The sequence below is a fragment of the Nocardioides hwasunensis genome (assembly GCF_014779665.1).
GTDB classification, from domain to species: domain Bacteria; phylum Actinomycetota; class Actinomycetes; order Propionibacteriales; family Nocardioidaceae; genus Nocardioides; species Nocardioides hwasunensis.
The window spans coordinates 156006-173469 of the sequence record NZ_JACXYY010000009.1; the positions used below are offsets into that span (position 1 = coordinate 156006).

Genomic DNA, 17464 nt, shown 5'->3' on the forward strand with positions numbered 1-17464 from the left:
AGCCTAGGGGGTCGTGCGCTCCTTCGAGGCCAGGTGCCCGAAGGCGACCAAGCGGTCGTCGGTGTGGAACAGCTCCGAGCAGGTGGTCAGGGTGAGCAGCCGCTGGCCCGGCTCCTGGGCCGGCTGGACGCCGCCGCTCGGGTTGGTCGGCACGTCGTCGAGCACCCAACCGGCGGTGAACGGCACGGTCAGGTCGGCGCCGCCGGTGTCGAGGACGTAGGTGTAGGTCCACTGCCGCGTCTCGACCACGACCTCGTCGCCGGGCCGGAGCTCGGGCATCGCGCGCAGCGGCTCGCCGTGGGTGATGCGGTGGGCGGCGATCGCGAAGTTGCCCTTCTGCCCGGCCTTCGCGCTGCTGGTGAAGCGGCCGAAGCCGGCCGCGAGGACCTCGTCGGTGGTGCCCTCCAGGATGGGGACGGCGTAGTCGTCGCCGAAGCGCGGGATCCGGACGATGGACGAGACCCGCCCCTTGTCGGTCTCGACCGCGTCGTCGCCGGTCGCGTCCGACTGCGACCAGGAGCGCTCGACCTCGTCGACGAGCGAGCGGTGGGTGCGCTGGGAGACCACGTTGGTGCCCCAGACCTGCCAGGCGACGTAGCCCCCGAGCACCAGCCCGGCGACCACCAGCAGGACACCGACCCGGCCCAGCCAGCGCGCGCCCGCGCTCGGTTCGGCGGCGCGGTCGGCGGCGCGGTCGGCGGCGGGGTCGGCCATGGCCGAAGTCTGCCAAAGCACCAGTCATCTAGCCTCGGAGCATGTCCGCCACTGCCCGTCGCCTGGCCCACATCCCACCGACCGTCTTCAGCGAGATGTCCGCCCTCGCGCTGCGGACGGGAGCGGTCAACCTGGGCCAGGGTTTCCCCGACCGCGACGGTCCGGCGTCCGTGGTCGCGGCGGCCGAGCGGGCCCTGGAGGGCGGCGCCAACCAGTACGCACCGGGCATCGGCGTCCCTGCGCTGCGCGCCGCGATCGCGCGGCACCAGCAGCGGCACTACGGGCTGGAGCTCGACCCCGATCGCGAGGTCGTGGTGACCACCGGGTGCACCGAGGCGATCGCCGCCGCGCTGCTCGGCCTGGTCGATCCCGGTGACGAGGTGGTCGTGCTCGAGCCCTACTACGACTCCTACGTCGCGATGCTCGACGTGTGCGGCGCGCGGCGACGCCCGGTCACCCTGCGCGCGCCCGCCCACGCCACGTCGGCACCGCGGCTCGACCCGGACGAGCTCCGCGCCGCCGTCACCGACGACACGAAGGTGATCCTGCTCAACACCCCGCACAACCCGACCGGCACCGTCCTCACCCGCGACGAGCTGCAGGTGGTGGCCGACCTCGCGATCGAGCACGACGTCGTCGTCATCACCGACGAGGTCTACGAGCACCTGGTCTTCGACGACGCCCTCTCGAGCGAGGGGCATGTGCCGATCGCGACCCTGCCGGGCATGTGGGAGCGCACGCTCACCTTGTCGAGCGTCGGCAAGTCGTGGTCCTTCACCGGCTGGAAGGTCGGCTGGGCCACGGGTCCCGCAGCGCTGGTGCAGGCGGTGCTCGCCGCCAAGCAGTGGCTCACCTTCACCTCGGGCGCCCCGCTGCAGCCGGCCGTCGCCCACGCCCTCGACCACGAGCCCGACTGGCCCGGGCAGCTGGCCCGCGACCTCCAGGCCCGCCGCGACCTGTTGTGCGAGGGCCTCGTCGGCGCCGGTCTCTCACCGCGCATCCCCGAGGGGACCTACTTCGCCACCACCGACATCTCCCACCTCGGCTGGGCCGACGGACGCGAGTTCTGCCTCGCGCTGCCCGAGCGCGCCGGCGTCGTCGCGATCCCCACCCAGGGGTTCTACGACGACGCGGAGGCCGGCCGCCAGCTGGTGCGGTGGGCGTTCTGCAAGGAGCCCGACGTCATCCGCGAGGGCGTGCGCCGACTGGCCGGGGCCGACCTGTCGCGCTGACGTCGGCTCCCGCGGTCACCGACCCGGGTAGTCCTGCGAGGGGTAGTCGGTCGAGCCGTAGGACTCGTAGCCGCTTCCCGGCTGTCCGTACGCGCCGCTCGGGCCGACGCCCTTGAACCAGTCGCCCGCTCCGCCGACGAAGAGCAGCACGATCACCGCGACCGCACCGATCAGCCACACCGCCGAGATCACGCTGGCGATGCCGAGCAGTCCGAGGACCACGACCACCGCGCTGGAGATGACCAGCAGGATCCGCGACACGTTCGAGCGGCGCAGGACGAAGATCGCCAGCACGATCGCGATGATCGCCCAGATCGCCAGGCCGCCGACGATCGCCAGGCTCGCTCCCAGAGCCGCCTCGGGGTCGACGCCGGAGTCACGGACCTCGGGCATCTTCTGCATCTCGGTGATGACCTGGTCCCGGGCCACGATCATGGCCAGACCGACCAGTCCGAAGAGGCCGGCGGTGAGGGCGGAGAGGACGATGGTGATCCAGGCGGCGGCGGTCACGGTGCCGGGGCGCCTGCTCGGGTCCTGGCCGTAGGCGGGCTGACCGTAGCTGGGCTGACCGTAGGGCTGCTGACCGTAGGGCTGGCCCGCCGGGGAGCCGTACGAGGGCTGCTGCCCGTAGGGACTGCCCTGCTGGGGCTGGCCGTAGGGGTCGCTCTGGCCGCCGTAGGGGTTCTGGCTCGGGCCTGGGTCCTGGTCGCTCATGCGCCCATCTCACCATGACTGCGGTCGTCGGCGCCTCCCGTGCGCCGCACTCCTCAGCGTGCGTCGAGGGAGAACCAGCGCTTGACCTGCACGTTGAGCAGGCACACCACCGTCGCCACCGCGGCGGCAGCCGGGACCAGCACGAGAGGCGTGGCGAGCACCAGCGCGAAGCACGCGACGGCGCTGAAGGCGGCGCTCGTCAGGAGCCCCCGGCGCGCCCAGGCGCGCCGTGCCATCGCGAATCCGGCGAGCAGCAGCGCCAGCGAGCACCAGACGATGAAGGCCCCGGCCAGCGCGAAGATCGTGCTCCGCACCTGAGCGAGCGTCAGGCCGTCCTCGACCAGCTGCGGCTGCTGCTGCTGGATCACGCTCATCAAGAACTCCGGCGACAGTCCGGCGATCGCGATCCAGAGCAGGGAGAGCGACAGCAGCCCGCCCGCGCTGACCACGGTGATGACGAAGGCCGCGACCATCGCGCCAGGTCGTGCCGGCGGGGCCGGGTGCTGCCGCCACGGCTGCTGGGCGTACGGGGACTGGACGTACGGCGGCTGCTGCGCGAATGGCGCCGCCTGAGGGTGCGGCTGGGGCTGCGAGGGGGCCTGCGGGTAGGGCTGGCCGTAGGGGTTCTGCTGCGGCGCGGACTGCTGCGGCGGGTGCGGCTCGCCGAACGGTCGCGCGGCCGGCGGCGGCATCGTGGCGTCCGTCGGTCCCGACGCCCCGGAGCCGGAGCGCGGGGCGCCCCAGATGTCGGTGCCTCCCCGGGCGTCGCCCTTCGTGTCGCTCGACTTCGCCACGGGCGTGGGCGGCGTCCACTTCCCGGTGGCGAACCACTCGCGGCCCGGGTTCATCCACAGCATGGCCGCACCGGCGGCGACGAACGAGCCGGCCAGGCCACCTGAGGCGAAACCGGTGACGAAGACGGGCACCGCGAAGATCGTGAGCGCCAGCCGCGACGACCGGTCGGGCTTGCGGACGTACCACCCGAGGATCGCGGTCGCGCAGGCGCTGGCGGCCGCGACCATGCAGGTGATCCGGAGGATCTGGGTCGCACCCGGCACCGTGAGGCCGAGATCGGCGAAGGGCGCCTCGCCCAGGAAGTCGCGGATCCCCTGCTGGGTCTCCAGCGATCCGAGCGTGCTCACCCTCCCCCAGGCGGTGAGCAGGACCATCACCGAGGCGAAGATGACGATGGCCGAGGCCAGGGTCACCTGGGGCGGTCGCTGGGCGGTGGGGGTGCTCACCACGCCATTGTCCCAACTGCGTGGTGAGACGTGGGTGAGGGGTTTCTCAGGGTCGTTCTCAGGGGCCGGCTCCGCGCTCTCCCCGATGTGCGCGGGCGCCCGCCCGCGGCACGGTGTGGGACATGATCACCGTCGAGTCACTCACCAAGCAGTACGGCCGCTTCACCGCCGTCGACCACGTGTCCTTCACGGCCGCCACCGGCCGCGTGACCGGCTTCCTCGGCCCCAACGGCGCCGGCAAGTCGACCACGATGCGCATCATGGTCGGGCTGACCCGACCCAGCTCCGGGTCGGTCACCATCACCGGCCGCGACTACCGCGACCTGGTCAACCCCGGCCTCGAGGTCGGCGTCCTCCTCGACGCCTCCGCCCAGCACGCCGGACGCACCGGCCGCGAGATCCTCGCGATCGCCGCGCAGACGATGGGCCTGCCGAAGTCCCGGGTGACCGACACCCTCGCCCGGGTCGGCCTCACCGAGAGCGAGGCCGAGCGCCGGGTGCGCAACTACTCCCTCGGCATGCGCCAGCGCCTCGGCATCGCGACCGCCCTCATCGGGGACCCGCAGGTGCTGGTCCTCGACGAGCCCGCCAACGGACTCGACCCGGCCGGCATCAGGTGGATGCGCGACCTGCTCCGCGGCTTCGCCGACGACGGCGGCACCGTGCTGCTGTCCTCGCACCTCCTCCACGAGATCGAGGTCATCGCCGACGATATCGTCGTGATCGGCCAGGGCCGGATCGTCGCCCAGGGCAGCAAGTCCGAGCTGCTCGCCGCGGCCGGGACGCTCGTGCGCACCACTGACGCCGACCGGCTCGCCCGTGCGCTGCACGAGGCGTCGGTCCTCACCACCCCGATCGACGGCGGACTGCGCGCCGACGCCGACCCCGAGCTCGTGGGAGAGGTCGCGCACCGCGCCGACGTCGTCCTGCGGGAGCTGCGCGCCGCCGACGGCGCCGGCCTGGAGGAGATGTTCCTCGAGCTCACCGCCGAGACCGCCCGTGAAGGAGCAGCAGCATGAGCACCACGACCGTCGAGACCGCGCCCGCGGCTCCCTCTTCCGGAGCGCACGCCGCGCGTCCGGCCCGCACCATCACCCCCATCTCGATGACCCGGCTGGTGGGCGTCGAGCTGCGCAAGATGTTCGACACCCGCGCGGGCTTCTGGCTGATGGCCAGCGTCGGCATCGTCTCGGTGCTCGCCACGGCCGCCGTCATCCTCTGGGCGCCCGACGCGGCGATCAACCAGGGCACGTTCTCCTCCGCGATCGGCATGCCGCTCTCGGTGGTGCTGCCGGTCATCGCGATCCTCGCCGTGACGGGCGAGTACAGCCAGCGCACCGGCCTGACGACGTACACCCTGGTGCCGTGGCGCGGCCGGGTGATCGGCGCGAAGGTCGTCGCGACCCTCCTCGTCGGACTGGTGTCGATGCTCCTGGCGCTCGCGATCGGTGCCGTCGGCAACGTCGCCGGCTCGGCCCTCGCCGGTGTGGACACCACCTGGGACGTGACCCTGGCCCAGTTCGCCAACATCCTGCTCGCGAGCATCCTGGGCATGCTCATCGGCTTCATGCTCGGCGTGCTGTTCCGCAGCTCACCCGGCGCGATCGTCGGCTACTTCGTCTACTCGCTGGTCCTGCCGGTCGCCTTCGGGACGCTCGCCGCCTTCCAGGGCTGGTTCCGCGACCTGCAGCCGTGGGTCGACGTGAACTTCGCCTCCACCCGTCTCTACGACACGGCGATGACCGCCGAGTACTGGCAGCAGCTCGGCGTCGCGACCCTGATCTGGCTCTGGATCCCGCTCGCCCTCGGCGTGCGCGCGGTCCTGCGTGCCGAGGTGAAGTAGTCCCCACTTCCCTCAGGCCCGTCGGCGGCCACCGGTCGGGGGACCGGTGGCCGCCGACTTCTGTCAGGCTGCAGCCATGCACCCCGACGCCTGGCTGGTCGTGATCGACCCGCAGCGCATCTTCGCCTCTCCCGACAGCGCGTGGGGGTCGCCGATGTTCCCCGACATCGTGGAGCCCGTACGCCGGCTCGCAGCCGCGGCAGGACCTCGCACCGTGGTCACGCGCTGGGTGCCCGCGGCGGATCCGCAGGGCAGCTGGGAGGCCTACCTGCAGGCCTGGCCGTTCGCCGACGTCGAGGCCGGCGACCCGCTGCTCGCGGTGGTGCCGGAGCTTGCCGACCTGGTCCGACGGGGGCACCCGGTGGTGTCGCTGCCGACCTTCGGCAAGTGGGGCTACGCCCTCCAGGCCCTCACCGGGACCGCGCCGCACCTCGTCCTCACCGGCGTCTCCACCGACTGCTGCGTGATCTCGACGGCACTGGCCGCGGCCGACGCAGGCGCGACCATCACCGTGGTCACCGACGCCTGTGCCGGGTCGACGCCCGACAACCACGACGCCGCGATGCAGGTGATGTCGCTCTACCCGCCGCAGATCACCCTCGCCACCAGCGACGAGGTCCTCGCGGGGACGACGTCGTGAGGCGGGTCATCCACACCGGCCAGGCCCTCGTCGACGTCGTCGTGGAGGTGCCCGACCTGCCGGTCCGGGGCCAGAACGTGATGGCCTCCTCGGCCACCGACCACGCCGGCGGCGCGGTGACGGTGCTGGTCGCCGCCGCCCGGTTCGGCGCCGACTGCGTGCACGCGGGTGCCCACGGCACCGGTCCCCACGGCGACCTGGTCCGCGCCGCACTGACCGCCGACCGGATCGCCGTCTCCGCGCCGCCGGTCGCCGACCTCGACACCGGCATCTGCGTCGTCATGGTCGAGCCGAGCGCCGAGCGGACGTTCGTCACCACCCTCGGCGCCGAGCGCCACATCTCCGTCGAGTCGCTGTCGACCTCCGACCCGCGGCCCGGCGACCTGGTGTGCGTCACCGGCTTCTCGCTGGCCCTCGCGAGCACGGGCGAGCCCCTCCTGGCCTGGCTGCCGAGCCTGCATCCCGAAGTGGTCGTCGTGCTGGACCCGGGCGCGGCGTTCGCCGGGCTCAGCGCGCACGTGCGCGCCGCGATGCTCGAGCTCACCGACGTGTGGTCGAGCAACGCCGAGGAGGCCGTCGACATCCTGCGCGCCGTCGGCCAGGAGCCGCCGGGCGATCTCACCGACCTCACCACCGCCGTCGCTCCCCTGCTGCGCGGCGATGCCGTCGCGATCGTCCGCGACGGGCCGGAGGGCTGTGCCGTGCACGTCGGCGAGGAGACGACGTACGTCCCGGGCTTTCCCCAGACACCGGTCGACACCAACGGCGCCGGCGACACCCACACCGGCGCGCTGCTGGCGGAGGTCGCGGCCGGCACGCCGTGGGTCGAGGGCTGCCGGCGCGCGAACGCCGCGGCTGCCATCAAGGTCACCCGACGCGGGCCGGGATCGGCGCCGACACGGGCCGAGGTCGACGAGCTCCTGGCGTCGTTCCCGCACTCCTGACGTCCCGACCTGTCCCCCTGAGGGCTGGTCAGCTGATCGAGGCGAGCAGCCTCGCGAAACGACGGTTCACGTCGCTGGTCGCGGCGGCCGCGGCGGGCGAGACGTGGCCCTGGTCCAGGAAGCCGTGGATCATCCCCGGGTGCCGTACGGCGTCCACGTGCACGCCGGCCGCCGACAGCGCGGCGGCGTAGGCCTCGCCCTCGTCGCGGAGCACGTCGTACTCCGCCGTGGCGACGACCGTCGGCGGCAGGCCGGCCAGATCGCCGTACAGGGGCGAGTGCCGCGCGTCCTCGGGTGCGGGCGCCTCACCGGAGAAGTAGAGGGAGCTGATGTAGTCCGTCATCTCGGCCGTCAGGAGGTAGCCGGTCGCGAACTCGTCGTAGGAGGCGTGCGGGCCGAGCAGGTCGGTGGCGGGATAGACCAGCAGCTGGGCGTGCACCCGCTCGCGCAGGGCCTGGGTGGCGATGGCGGCGAGGTTGCCGCCGGCCGAGTCGCCCGCGACGGCGAGCACCTCGGAGCCGCCGAGCTCCGCCAGCCGGTCGCCGACCCAGGACACCACCCGGACCGCGTCCTCGGCGGCTGCGGGCCACGGGTGCTCGGGCGCGAGGCGGTAGTCGATGCTGACGAACACCGCCCCCGTGTCGCGCACCAGGCGGCGGACCACCTGGTCGTGGGTGTCGAGGTCACCGCGGAACCAGCCGCCGCCGTGGAAGTAGACGACCGTCGGCACCGGCCCGTCGGCCTCCGCCGGGCGGTAGAGACGCGCCGGCAGGCCGGCCACGGCGGAGTCGGTCACCGCCCCGACCTGGACGACGTCCTCGGGCCGCACGCTGTCGACGCGGAGCGCCCGCATCTGGGCGCGCGCCTCGGGGATCGAGACCTCCCAGACCGGGCGGCCGCGCCTCGCCTCCACGTCCACGATGAACGCGGCGAGATCGGGGTCGAGGGCCATCAGCGCACCAGGCAGGGACGCTTCGGGTCGAAGCTCCAGTCCGGCACGAGGTACTGCATGGCGACCGCGTCGTCGCGAGCGCCGAGGCCGTGCTCGAGGTAGAGCTCGTGCGCCTCGGCGAGCAGGTCGGGGTCGAGCTCGACGCCGAGGCCCGGGGTGGTCGGCACCTCGATCGCGCCGTCCCTGATCTCGAGCGGCGCCTTCGTGAGGCCCTGGCCGTCCTGCCAGATCCAGTGCGTGTCGAGCGCGGTGATCTCGCCCGGGGCAGCGGCGCCGACCTGGGTGAACATCGCCAGCGACACGTCGAAGTGGTTGTTGGAGTGCGATCCCCACGTCAGGCCGAAGTCGTGGCAGAGCTGGGCGACGCGCACGGAGCCCGCCATCGTCCAGAAGTGCGGGTCGGCGAGCGGGATGTCGACGGCGTTGGTGCGGACCGCGTCGGCCATCTGGCGCCAGTCGGTGGCGACCATGTTGGTGGCCGTGCGCAGGCCGGTGCGGCGCTTGAACTGCGCCATCACCTCGCGCCCGCTGTAGCCGCCCTCGGCGCCGCACGGGTCCTCGGCATAGGCCAGGACGTCGTCGAGACCGTCGAGCAGCCGCACCGCGTCGTCGAGCAGCCAGCCGCCGTTGGGGTCGAGGGTGATCCGCGCGTCAGGGAAGCGCTCGTGCAGGGCGGTGACGGCGGCGACCTCCTCCTCGCCGGGCAGCACGCCACCCTTGAGCTTGAAGTCGGTGAAGCCGTAGCGGGCCTGGGCCGCCTCGGCGAGACGGACGATCGACTCGGGGGTCATCGCCTCCTCGCGACGGACCTTCTCCCAGTCGTCGGCACCGTCGTGCTCGCGGAGGTAGGGCAGGTCGGTCCGGTCGGGGTCGCCGACGTAGAAGAGGTAGCCGAGCATCGGCACGCTCGAGCGCTGCTGACCGTCGCCCAGGAGCTCGGCCAGGGGTGTGCCGAGCTCCTGGGCGGACAGGTCGAGGAGCGCCGACTCCAGCGCGGTGACCGCGTGGATGGTCGTGCGCAGGTCGAAGGTCTGCAGCCCGCGGCCACCGGCGTCGCGGTCCGCGAACCGGGTCGCGACCTCACGCAGCAGGGACCGGAACCGTGCCACCGGCTGCCCGAGGAGGATCGCCGCGGCGTCCTCGATCGTCGCCCTGATCGCCTCACCGCCGGGCACCTCGCCGAGGCCGGTGCGGCCCTCGGAGTCGGTCACGATCGCGATGTTGCGCGTGAAGAAGGGGCCGTGCGCGCCGCTCAGGTTGAGCAGCATCGAGTCGTGGCCGGCGACCGGCACCGCCTCGATCCGGGCGATGGTGGTCGTCACTGCTCCAGGGTCCCGTCGACGCGGCGGAGCAGCCCCCACGGGTTGTCGTCGCGGACGGCCTCGGGCAGCAGCGCCGCGGGCACGTCCTGGTAGGCCACCGGGCGCTGGAACCGCTCGATCGCGAGGCTGCCGACGCTGGTCGTGCGGGCGTCGGAGGTCGCCGGGAACGGGCCGCCGTGCACCATCGCGTGGCCCACCTCGACGCCCGTCGGCCAGCCGTTGAAGAGGATGCGGCCCGCCTTCGTCTCGAGGACGGGCAGGAGCGCGCGGGCCGCCTCGGTGTCGGAGTCGGTGGCGTGGATCGTCGCGGTGAGCTGGCCCTCGAGGCCCTCGAGCCGGGGCAGCAGGTCGGCCACGTCGTCGTACCTCACCACGACGCCGGAGGCGCCGAAGACCTCGTCCGCGACCGGCCCGCCGAGGGTGGAGGTCTCGACGACCTGAGGCGCGGGTGCTAGGTCGCCGGCAGCGGTGCCCTCGGCGACGACGCGCACGCCGGTGACGTCGCGCAGCGCGGCGGTGCCGCTCCGGTAGGCCTCGGCGATGCCGGGGGTGAGCATCGTCTGGCCGGTGGCGCCGGTGACGGCCTCGGCGGCGGCGCGCAGGAACGCGTCGCCCTCCTCGCCCGAGGGCAGGAAGAGCAGGCCCGGGTTGGTGCAGAACTGGCCGGAGCCGAGGGTGAGGGAGCCGACGTAGGCCTGGGCGAACGCCGCGGTGTCGTTGCCGGCGAGCGCGCCGGGGAGGACGACGACCGGGTTGATCGACGACATCTCGGCGTAGACCGGGATCGGCACCTCACGGGCGGCCGCGGCCTGGACGAGCGCGAGCCCGCCACCGCGCGAGCCGGTGAAGCCGACGGCGGCGATGCGGGGGTCCTTGACCAGGTCCTGCCCGGTCTCGATGCCGCCGAGGACGAAGGAGAAGACACCGGCCGGCAGGCCCGACCTCTCGACCGCGCGGGTGATCGCGCGGGCGACGAGCGTGCCGGTGACCGGGTGGGCCGGGTGGCCCTTCACGACGACCGGGCAGCCCGCCGCGAGTGCCGACGCGGTGTCGCCGCCGGCGGTCGAGAAGGCGAGCGGGAAGTTGCTCGCACCGAAGACCGCGACCGGGCCGAGCGGCACCATCCGCTGGCGGATGTCGGCGCGCGGAAGCGGCGTCCGGTCCGGGAGCGCGGCGTCGATCCGCACGCCCTGGTGGTCACCCTGCTTGACGACCCCGGCGAACAGGCGCAGCTGGCCGGTGGTGCGGCCGACCTCGCCGGTGATCCGGCCCTCGGGCAGGCCGCTCTCACGCACCGCCTCGACGATGATCGCGTCCTTGTCGGCCTCGATCTCGGCGGCCACCGCCTCGAGGAACGCGCTGCGCTCCTCCGGGCTGGTGGCGCGGTAGGCGCCGAACGCCTCAGCCGCGGCCGCGGTGGCGGCGGCGACGTCGGGCTGCTCGGAGTCGGTGCCTGCGATGATGCTGGTGGCCTGGTCGGTCACGGGGTTCCTCTCGTTGCTGCGGGCGTGCTGGGTGGGTCAGGCCTTCGAGCCTGCCACCTTGTCCACGAGGGTCTGCAGCTCGTCGCGCTCGGCCTCGGTGAGGTCGGAGAGCGGCGGGCGGACCGGGCCGGCGGGGCGACCGACAGCGGCCAGGCCGGCCTTGACGATCGACACCGAGTAGCCGGACTCGCGGTCGCGGATCTTGGTGTAGGGGATGACGAAGTCGTTGAGCATCGCGTAGACCGCGGTGCGGTCCTGGCGGCGCACGGCGGCGTAGAAGTCCAGCGCGAACTGCGGGACGAAGTTGAAGATCGCCGAGCTGTAGGTCGTCACGCCGAGCTGCAGCAGCGGCAGCGCGAAGACCTCGGCCGTCGGCAGCCCGCCGACGTAGAAGAGCCGGTCGCCGAGCTGGGCGTAGGCCCGGGTCATCTGCTCGATGCCGCCGACGCCGTCCTTGAAGCCGACGAGGTTGGCGTTGCGGGCGCAGGCCTGCTCAAGCGCGTCGGTGCCGAGCACGGCGTTGGCGCGCGAGTAGAAGATGACGCCGAGGCTCGTCGCGGAGCAGATCGCGCTGATGTGCTCGACGAGGCCACGCTGGCCGGCCTCGGTGAGGTACGGCGGCATCAGCAGGATGCCGTCCGCACCGGCCTTCTCGGCCGCCTGGACCTGCGCGACGGCGTTGACCGTCGAGCCCGTGGCGGGCGCCAGCACGGGGACCTTGCCGCCCGCACCGGAGATGGCGGCGCGCACGACGCGGTCGGTCTCCTCGGGGTTGAGCGAGAAGCCCTCACCCGTGCCGCCTGCGGCGAACAGGCCGGCCACCGGGTAGCCGCTGAGCCACTCGAGGTGCTCGCGGTAGGCGGGCTCGTCGAACTGCAGGTCGGCGTCGAAGTGGGTCACCGGGAAGGAGAGCAGGCCGCTCCCCAGGGTCTCGACGAGCTCGGTCGGGCTGTACTTCGTCACGCTGCGTCCTTCGGTCCGAGGCGGGTCACGGGGCCACGTGATGTGGCGGTGCTCACCAACCTAGGAACGCACGACGATGCCTGTCCAAGCCCGTTATTGGATGAAGTGATGCGCGTGGAGCATGGTCCGTCCCGATAGGTTCGTCGGGTGGATCCAGACGTCCTTCTCATCGGCGCGGGCGACCTCGGCGCCGCGGTCGGGCTGCGGCTGGCCGACCTCGGGCACGACGTGCTGGCCCTGCGTCGCAACGCCTCGCTAGTCCCGCCGCCCCTGGTCGGGCGGTCAGTGGACCTCACCGCGGAGGCGCCGGACCTCGCCGGCGTGCGTCCCCGCTTCGTGGTCGTCGCACTCACCGCACGGCCGCGGACCGAGGAGGCCTACCGGGCGACGTACGTCGACGGCATGGCGCGGGCGCTCGACGCGCTGCCGACGCCGCCGGAGCGGGCGGTCCTCGTCTCGTCGACCGCGGTGTGCGCGAGCGCCGACCGACCCGCGTTGTCCGACGAGTCCAGCCCGGCCGCACCCTCCGACGGGACTGGCCGCCAGCTGGTCGCGGCGGAGGAGGCCTTCCACGCGCGCATCCCGCACGGGACAGTCCTCCGGCTCTCGGGGTTGTACGGCGGCTCGAGCACGCGGCTGCGCGACCAGGTCGCCGAGGGCCGGGTCACCGAGCCCCACCGCTGGACCAACCGCATCCACCGCGCGGACGCCGCCTCGGCCGTCGTGCACTTGCTCACGATGGACGCGACGCCCGACACGCTCTACCTCGGCACCGACGACGTACCGGCCCAGATGGGCGACGTGGCCGCCTTCCTGGCCCAGCAGCTCGACGCCCCCGCTCCCCCGGCCGCCGACCCGGCGCACGGCCACGGCAAGCGCCTGTCGAACGCCCGGCTCCGGTCGACAGGGTGGGCGCCCGCCCTCCCGAGCTATCGCGAGGGCTACGCGAGCCTCGCGGACTGACGGCAGTGCGGCACTGGTGACGCGACATCCACGTCATGACGACCGCACTCCCACCTACGCCAGACTGACCCCGTGCAGATCACCCGAGCCGACTTCGAGGACCCCAGGCTGGCGGCATTCCTGCAGGCGCACCTCGACGACATGGAGCCGACGGCGCCGCCGGAGAGCCGGCACGCGCTCGGCCTCGGCGCCCTCCGGGCGCCGCACGTGCGGATGTGGGTCGGCCTCGACGAGGAGGGCATCGTCGGCACGGTGGCCCTCGCGACCCTGACCGACGACCACGAGGAGCTCAAGAGCATGCGCACCGAGCCCCGCGTTCGGGGGCGCGGGGTGGCTGGGCGGATGCTGGCCCACGCGCTCCGCGACGCACGGGAGCGAGGCGTCGTACGTATCTCCCTCGAGACCGGCAGCATGGAGTTCTTCGCGCCGGCGCGCCGGTTCTACGCGCGCGCCGGCTTCGTCGGGTGCGCGCCGTTCGGCGACTACCGCGACGACCCGAACAGCACCTTCATGACGCTGGCGCTCACTCCATCGTGATGCTGTTGACCACGTGACCGACGTACGCCGGCAGGGTGACCGCCATGGTCGTGCCGCTGCCGCGCTCGGAGGTCAGGTCGATCGTGCCGGAGTGGCGGCTGACGATCCGGGCGACGATCGCGAGCCCGAGACCCGTGCCCGGGCGGACGAGCGCGGCCGGGTTGGTCGAGCGGAAGAACTCGCGGAACAGCTGCTCCTGGTCGAGCTCGGAGATGCCGATGCCGGTGTCCTCGACGGTGGTCACGACCTTGCCGCCGCCGGCGCGGACACGGACGGTGACCCGGCCACCCGGATCGGTGTACTTGATGGCGTTGGACGTCAGGTTCGTCAGCAGCCGGTGGAGCTCGTCGGGCTGTCCCGGCACGAGCACCGAGCCGGTCGGCAGGTCGGCCGCACAGGTGACCGCCGCGGCCTCGGCCGCGGCGGCGCACTCGTCCAGCACGTCGTGCACGACGCGCCGCAGGTCGACCGGGACCGGGTCGAACTCGCGCCGCGGGTCGGACATCTGCGCCATGGTCAGCATGTCGTCGATGACGGCGCGCATCCGCGTCGCCCCGCGGGTGGCCGCCTCGACCGAGTTGCGGGCGTCCTGGTCGAGCTGGCCGATGTCGAGGAGCTCGAGGTTGGCGCTCATCGAGAAGAGCGGGTTGCGCAGCTCGTGACCGAGGGTGTTGACCACCTCGACGCGATAGCTGTCGAGCTTGCGCAGCCGGTCGACGACCGCGCGCTCGCGCTCGAGCTGGCGCGCGTTCGCGACCGCGCTGCCCAGGTCGCGTCCGATGTCGAGCGCCGCGTCACGCTCGACCTGGGTCCATCCCCGCGCATCGGAGATCCGGGTGAGCACCAGGAAGCCGAGGCACTCGGTCCCGGCCCCGAGCGGCACGAAGAGCACCGACCCGATGCCGATGCGATCCAGGAACCCGAGCAACCGGTCCGCGTCGTCGGACGGGAGGCCGGGCTGCGCGGCGCGCGAGCGCGAGAAGGGCGCGACGTACTGGTCGGCCCAGTAGCGGTGCGCGAGCCGGATCACGACGTCGTCGATCTCGTCGTAGGGCGGCTCGACGTCGCTGCCCGGGACGTACGACGTGGTGGTGGTGCCGCCGTTCTCGTCGAACGCGGTCAGCCACATGCCGACGGCGTCGAAGCAGTCGACCAGCGTGGAGCGGCAGGCCGCGAGCACCCGGTCGAGGGTGCCCTCGCCCAGCGCCTGCCGGACGATCTCGCGGGCCTCGGTGGCCATCCGCACGCGCTCGTTGAGCTCCTCGCGCTCGAGCGCCAGCAGGACCAGCGTCCGCGCCACCTCGGCGTAGCCGGTCAGGATGTCGAGCTTCTCCGCGCCCGGGATCCGCCCGTCGCGGGGGCTGTCGACCCCGAGCAGGCCGCGCAGCTCGCCGTGGTCGTCGTGGAGCGGCGCGAAGAGCGAGTCGAGCGGGTGCCAGGCGTCGTCGCCGTCGAGCGGGGTCAGGTCGGGGATGTGGCTGTAGTCGGGCACCTCGTCGCCGACGCGCTCGTGGGGCACGAAGCGCCAGGCGCCCCAGTCGTCGGAGCGGTCGAGCTCGCGCTGGATCGCCGCGGCGGGCGCCTCGGTGCCCACGAAGCCGTCGGACACGGCGGCCGCGACGACGACCTCGAAGACCTCGCCGCGCCGCAGGAGGATCGCCGACTGCTCGAAGCCCGCGAGCGTCGCGACCCCCTCGACGAGGACCTGCAGGTGCTGTCGCGTCTGCTCGTCGGCCCAGTGCGCGACCGCGCGCGCCGCGAGTCCGTCGCGTTCCTGGTCTGGCATGGCACCCCCTGCTCTGCCGGCACCCCCCGGCTCGCCCCCCAACCCTCACATGTTCTCCGCGCGCAGGGGAACATTCCGCGGGCGGATCAGCTCGCTGTCACCACGTCCAGCACCCGGCGCACGACCGGGGTGACGGCTTCGCGCGACCAGATGGCGTGCAGCTCGACCGGGCGGTCGGGGTCGGGGTCGACGCGGGTGTCGCCACCGTGGTGGGCGAGCTCCTTGAAGACCACGCCGTCGACGTGCAGCGACGCCGCCGACGCGGGCGCGAGCGTCACCCCGCGGTCGGCGGAGACGAGCAGCATCGCCGTCAGCACCTGGTGCACCCGCTGGTCGACGCGCGGGTGGGCGTTGGCGAAGAAGCGCACCGACAGCTCGTGGAAGTAGCGCGACTGGTCGGGGTTGTAGCCGATGACGGCCTCGCCGTCGAAGTCGTCCGGGCTCAGGGGCCGCTCCGATCGCGCCAGCCGGTGGGCGGCGGGGACGACCGCCATCAGCGGCTCGCGCAGCACGACCCGCGAGCGCAGCAGCGTCGTGTCGAAGGGCGGACGTGCCAGACCGACGTCGAGCTCGCCACGGCGGATCCCGTCGACCTGGTCGTTGGTGACCCGCTCCGAGAGCACCACCTCCACGTCGGGGAGCTCGACGGTCAGACGGCGCAGCAGCGGCCCGAGGATCGAGATCGCCGACACGGCCGTGAAGCCGAGGCGTACGACGCCCGCGGCGCCGGCGTCGACGCGGCGGGCCAGGTCGCCGGCCCCCTCGACCAGGTTGAGCAGCCGGTAGGCCTCGTCGAGGAAGGCCCGGCCCGCACCGGTCAGCTCGACTCGCCGGTTGTCCCGCTCGAGCAGCCGCGCGCCCACCGACTTCTCCAGCTTCTGGATCTGCCGCGACAGGGGCGGCTGGGTCATCTGGAGGCGCTCGGCGGCACGACCGAAGTGCAGCTCCTCGGCCACCGCGACAAAGGAGCGCACTTGGTCGAGGGTGATCATCGGGCGAGGCTACGATGCACGGGTTGGATCAGTCCATGCCGAAACGGGCTTGGACCGGCATCGTGATGCAAACCTAGTGTCGGTGATCACACCCCGATCAAGGAGCACCCCCATGCGCAAGCAGTCCTTCAGCCTGGCGGCCGTCGCCGCGGGCGCTGCCCTCGCCCTCACCGCGTGCGGTGGCGTCCAGACCACCGCCGGCGGCGGCAGCGACAGCGGCGACTACCCGACCGGCGCGGTCAACATGCCCGTCGGCGCCTCTGCCGGTGGCTCCTCCGACCTGATCAGCCGGCAGATCTCGCGCGGTCTGTCCGACGAGCTCGGCGGGTCGTTCCCGGTCATCAACAAGGAGGGCGCCAACGGCGCGCTCGCTGCTGCCGAGGTCGCCAAGGCGAAGCCCGACGGCTCCACCATCTCGGTGCAGAACGCCTCGCTCTTCGCGATCACCCCGCTGGCCGTCCCCGAGAACCAGGTCACCGAGATCTCCGACTTCGACGTCGTCCAGGGCGTCTCGCGCGACGACTACGTCCTCGTGGCCAGCAAGGGATCGGGCTTCGACTCGATCGACTCCTTCGCCGACGCGGACGGCAAGGTCACCTACGGCACGACCGGCGTCGGCACCGGCGCGCAGCTCGCCTGCGCGCTGACCTTCAAGGTCAACCAGACCCCTGCCGAGGCGATCCCCTTCGACGGCGGCGCCCCCGCGCTCACCGCCCTGCTCGGCAACCAGGTCGACACCGCCTGCCTCCAGGTCGGCGAGGCGATCGAGAACATCCGCTCCGGCAAGATCACCCCGATCGTCGTCTTCGGCCCCGAGCGTGTCGACTTCCTGCCCGACGTGCCCACCGCCCAGGAGTCCGGACTCGACGTCGAGGTCGCGCAGTACCGCTTCATGACGGTCCCCCAGGGCACTCCGCAGGACATCCAGGACGCGATCGCCGACGCGATGCAGGCCACCTTCGAGACCTCCGAGTACCAGGACTTCAACGAGCAGAACAACCTGACGCCCATGGAGATCTCCGGCGACGAGGTCGTGGCCCAGCTCGACGAGGACAAGCAGCGCTACGCCGACCTCGTCGAGGAGTACGACATCGACCTCGGCGACGCCGGCTGAGCCTCGGCCGGTCCCACGCCCAC

General features: G+C 72.8%; 16 protein-coding genes and 1 pseudogene. 8 read left to right on the forward strand and 9 right to left on the reverse strand.

What is annotated here, in order from left to right:
* Nucleotides 1-3 precede the first annotated feature (3 nt).
* Nucleotides 4-714 carry a class E sortase gene (locus IEZ25_RS19915; protein WP_191201209.1) on the reverse strand — a complete coding sequence of 237 codons (711 nt, stop codon included), beginning with the start codon at nt 712-714 and terminating at the stop codon, nt 4-6.
* Between the two features lie 41 nt (nt 715-755).
* Between IEZ25_RS19915 and IEZ25_RS19920 the strand changes: the two genes are divergently transcribed.
* Nucleotides 756-1946 carry a pyridoxal phosphate-dependent aminotransferase gene (locus IEZ25_RS19920; RefSeq protein WP_191201210.1) on the forward strand — a complete coding sequence of 397 codons (1191 nt, stop codon included), beginning with the start codon at nt 756-758 and terminating at the stop codon, nt 1944-1946.
* 15 nt (nt 1947-1961) lie between these two features.
* On the opposite strand, the gene IEZ25_RS21995 is transcribed toward IEZ25_RS19920, so the two are convergent.
* The gene (locus IEZ25_RS21995) at nt 1962-2660 is read right to left on the reverse strand and encodes a hypothetical protein (RefSeq protein WP_191201211.1); all 699 of its coding nucleotides are present in this window, start codon (nt 2658-2660) and stop codon (nt 1962-1964) included.
* Nucleotides 2661-2713: 53 nt separating this feature from the next.
* Nucleotides 2714-3901 (reverse strand): hypothetical protein, encoded by a 1188-nt coding sequence (locus IEZ25_RS19930; protein WP_191201212.1) that lies wholly within the window; start codon nt 3899-3901, stop codon nt 2714-2716.
* A gap of 122 nt (nt 3902-4023) precedes the next feature.
* On the opposite strand from IEZ25_RS19930, the gene IEZ25_RS19935 reads away from it, so the two are divergent.
* From IEZ25_RS19935 to IEZ25_RS19950, 4 genes are all read left to right on the forward strand, one after another.
* Nucleotides 4024-4920, forward strand: a complete 897-nt coding sequence (locus IEZ25_RS19935) for an ABC transporter ATP-binding protein (RefSeq protein ID WP_191201213.1) — start codon at nt 4024-4026, stop codon at nt 4918-4920.
* The gene (locus IEZ25_RS19940) at nt 4917-5744 is read left to right on the forward strand and encodes an ABC transporter permease (protein ID WP_191201214.1); all 828 of its coding nucleotides are present in this window, start codon (nt 4917-4919) and stop codon (nt 5742-5744) included. Before IEZ25_RS19935 ends, IEZ25_RS19940 begins: the two co-directional genes overlap by 4 nt.
* 76 nt (nt 5745-5820) lie before the next feature.
* On the forward strand, nt 5821-6384 hold the full coding sequence (locus tag IEZ25_RS19945) for a cysteine hydrolase family protein (RefSeq protein WP_191201215.1): 564 nt from the start codon (nt 5821-5823) through the stop codon (nt 6382-6384).
* Nucleotides 6381-7328 carry a PfkB family carbohydrate kinase gene (locus IEZ25_RS19950; protein WP_191201216.1) on the forward strand — a complete coding sequence of 316 codons (948 nt, stop codon included), beginning with the start codon at nt 6381-6383 and terminating at the stop codon, nt 7326-7328. The genes IEZ25_RS19945 and IEZ25_RS19950 overlap by 4 nt, the downstream gene beginning before the upstream one ends.
* A 28-nt stretch (nt 7329-7356) precedes the next feature.
* Here IEZ25_RS19950 and IEZ25_RS19955 read toward each other — a convergent pair whose 3' ends face one another.
* The 4 genes and pseudogenes from IEZ25_RS19955 to kdgD all read right to left on the reverse strand — a co-directional run bounded on the left by IEZ25_RS19955 (nt 7357) and on the right by kdgD (nt 12049).
* A complete protein-coding gene (locus IEZ25_RS19955; RefSeq protein ID WP_191201217.1) occupies nt 7357-8280 on the reverse strand; it encodes an alpha/beta hydrolase in 924 nt (307 codons plus the stop codon).
* Nucleotides 8280-9602: an enolase C-terminal domain-like protein gene (locus IEZ25_RS19960; RefSeq protein ID WP_318152361.1), complete on the reverse strand. Its 1323-nt coding sequence runs from the start codon at nt 9600-9602 to the stop codon at nt 8280-8282. The genes IEZ25_RS19955 and IEZ25_RS19960 overlap by 1 nt, the downstream gene beginning before the upstream one ends.
* Nucleotides 9599-11089 (reverse strand): annotated as a pseudogene (locus IEZ25_RS19965) (aldehyde dehydrogenase (NADP(+))); the annotation flags it as partial. The gene IEZ25_RS19960 and the pseudogene IEZ25_RS19965, both read right to left, overlap by 4 nt.
* A 33-nt stretch (nt 11090-11122) precedes the next feature.
* A complete protein-coding gene (gene kdgD / locus IEZ25_RS19970) occupies nt 11123-12049 on the reverse strand; it encodes a 5-dehydro-4-deoxyglucarate dehydratase (protein WP_191201219.1) in 927 nt (308 codons plus the stop codon).
* A 147-nt stretch (nt 12050-12196) separates the two neighbouring features.
* On the opposite strand from kdgD, the gene IEZ25_RS19975 reads away from it, so the two are divergent.
* A complete protein-coding gene (locus tag IEZ25_RS19975) occupies nt 12197-13012 on the forward strand; it encodes a Rossmann-fold NAD(P)-binding domain-containing protein (protein ID WP_191201220.1) in 816 nt (271 codons plus the stop codon).
* Between the two features lie 72 nt (nt 13013-13084).
* Nucleotides 13085-13549 (forward strand): GNAT family N-acetyltransferase, encoded by a 465-nt coding sequence (locus IEZ25_RS19980; protein WP_318152362.1) that lies wholly within the window; start codon nt 13085-13087, stop codon nt 13547-13549.
* Here IEZ25_RS19980 and IEZ25_RS19985 read toward each other — a convergent pair.
* Both IEZ25_RS19985 and IEZ25_RS19990 read right to left on the reverse strand, forming a co-directional pair.
* Nucleotides 13536-15335 carry a GAF domain-containing sensor histidine kinase gene (locus IEZ25_RS19985; RefSeq protein WP_191201221.1) on the reverse strand — a complete coding sequence of 600 codons (1800 nt, stop codon included), beginning with the start codon at nt 15333-15335 and terminating at the stop codon, nt 13536-13538. The genes IEZ25_RS19980 and IEZ25_RS19985 overlap by 14 nt on opposite strands.
* 86 nt (nt 15336-15421) lie before the next feature.
* Entirely contained in the window at nt 15422-16327 is a 906-nt protein-coding gene (locus IEZ25_RS19990) for a LysR family transcriptional regulator (protein WP_191201222.1), read from the reverse strand.
* Between the two features lie 112 nt (nt 16328-16439).
* Here IEZ25_RS19990 and IEZ25_RS19995 point away from each other — a divergent pair, with 112 nt between their 5' ends.
* Nucleotides 16440-17441, forward strand: coding sequence for a Bug family tripartite tricarboxylate transporter substrate binding protein (locus IEZ25_RS19995; RefSeq protein WP_191201223.1), 1002 nt, complete (start codon nt 16440-16442; stop codon nt 17439-17441).
* The last annotated feature ends 23 nt before the right edge of the window (nt 17442-17464 follow it).

What these genes read in the sequence shown, in the direction of transcription:
- IEZ25_RS19995 (WP_191201223.1), top strand. Translation starts at nt 16,440, where the DNA reads ATGCGCAAGCAGTCCTTCAGCCTGGCGGCCGTCGCCGCGGGCGCTGCC.
- IEZ25_RS19935 (WP_191201213.1), top strand. Translation starts at nt 4,024, where the DNA reads ATGATCACCGTCGAGTCACTCACCAAGCAGTACGGCCGCTTCACCGCC.
- IEZ25_RS21995 (WP_191201211.1), bottom strand. Translation starts at nt 2,660, where the DNA reads ATGAGCGACCAGGACCCAGGCCCGAGCCAGAACCCCTACGGCGGCCAG.
- IEZ25_RS19915 (WP_191201209.1), bottom strand. Translation starts at nt 714, where the DNA reads ATGGCCGACCCCGCCGCCGACCGCGCCGCCGACCGCGCCGCCGAACCG.
- IEZ25_RS19940 (WP_191201214.1), top strand. Translation starts at nt 4,917, where the DNA reads ATGAGCACCACGACCGTCGAGACCGCGCCCGCGGCTCCCTCTTCCGGA.
- IEZ25_RS19990 (WP_191201222.1), bottom strand. Translation starts at nt 16,327, where the DNA reads ATGATCACCCTCGACCAAGTGCGCTCCTTTGTCGCGGTGGCCGAGGAG.
- IEZ25_RS19920 (WP_191201210.1), top strand. Translation starts at nt 756, where the DNA reads ATGTCCGCCACTGCCCGTCGCCTGGCCCACATCCCACCGACCGTCTTC.
- IEZ25_RS19985 (WP_191201221.1), bottom strand. Translation starts at nt 15,335, where the DNA reads ATGCCAGACCAGGAACGCGACGGACTCGCGGCGCGCGCGGTCGCGCAC.
- IEZ25_RS19945 (WP_191201215.1), top strand. Translation starts at nt 5,821, where the DNA reads ATGCACCCCGACGCCTGGCTGGTCGTGATCGACCCGCAGCGCATCTTC.
- IEZ25_RS19955 (WP_191201217.1), bottom strand. Translation starts at nt 8,280, where the DNA reads ATGGCCCTCGACCCCGATCTCGCCGCGTTCATCGTGGACGTGGAGGCG.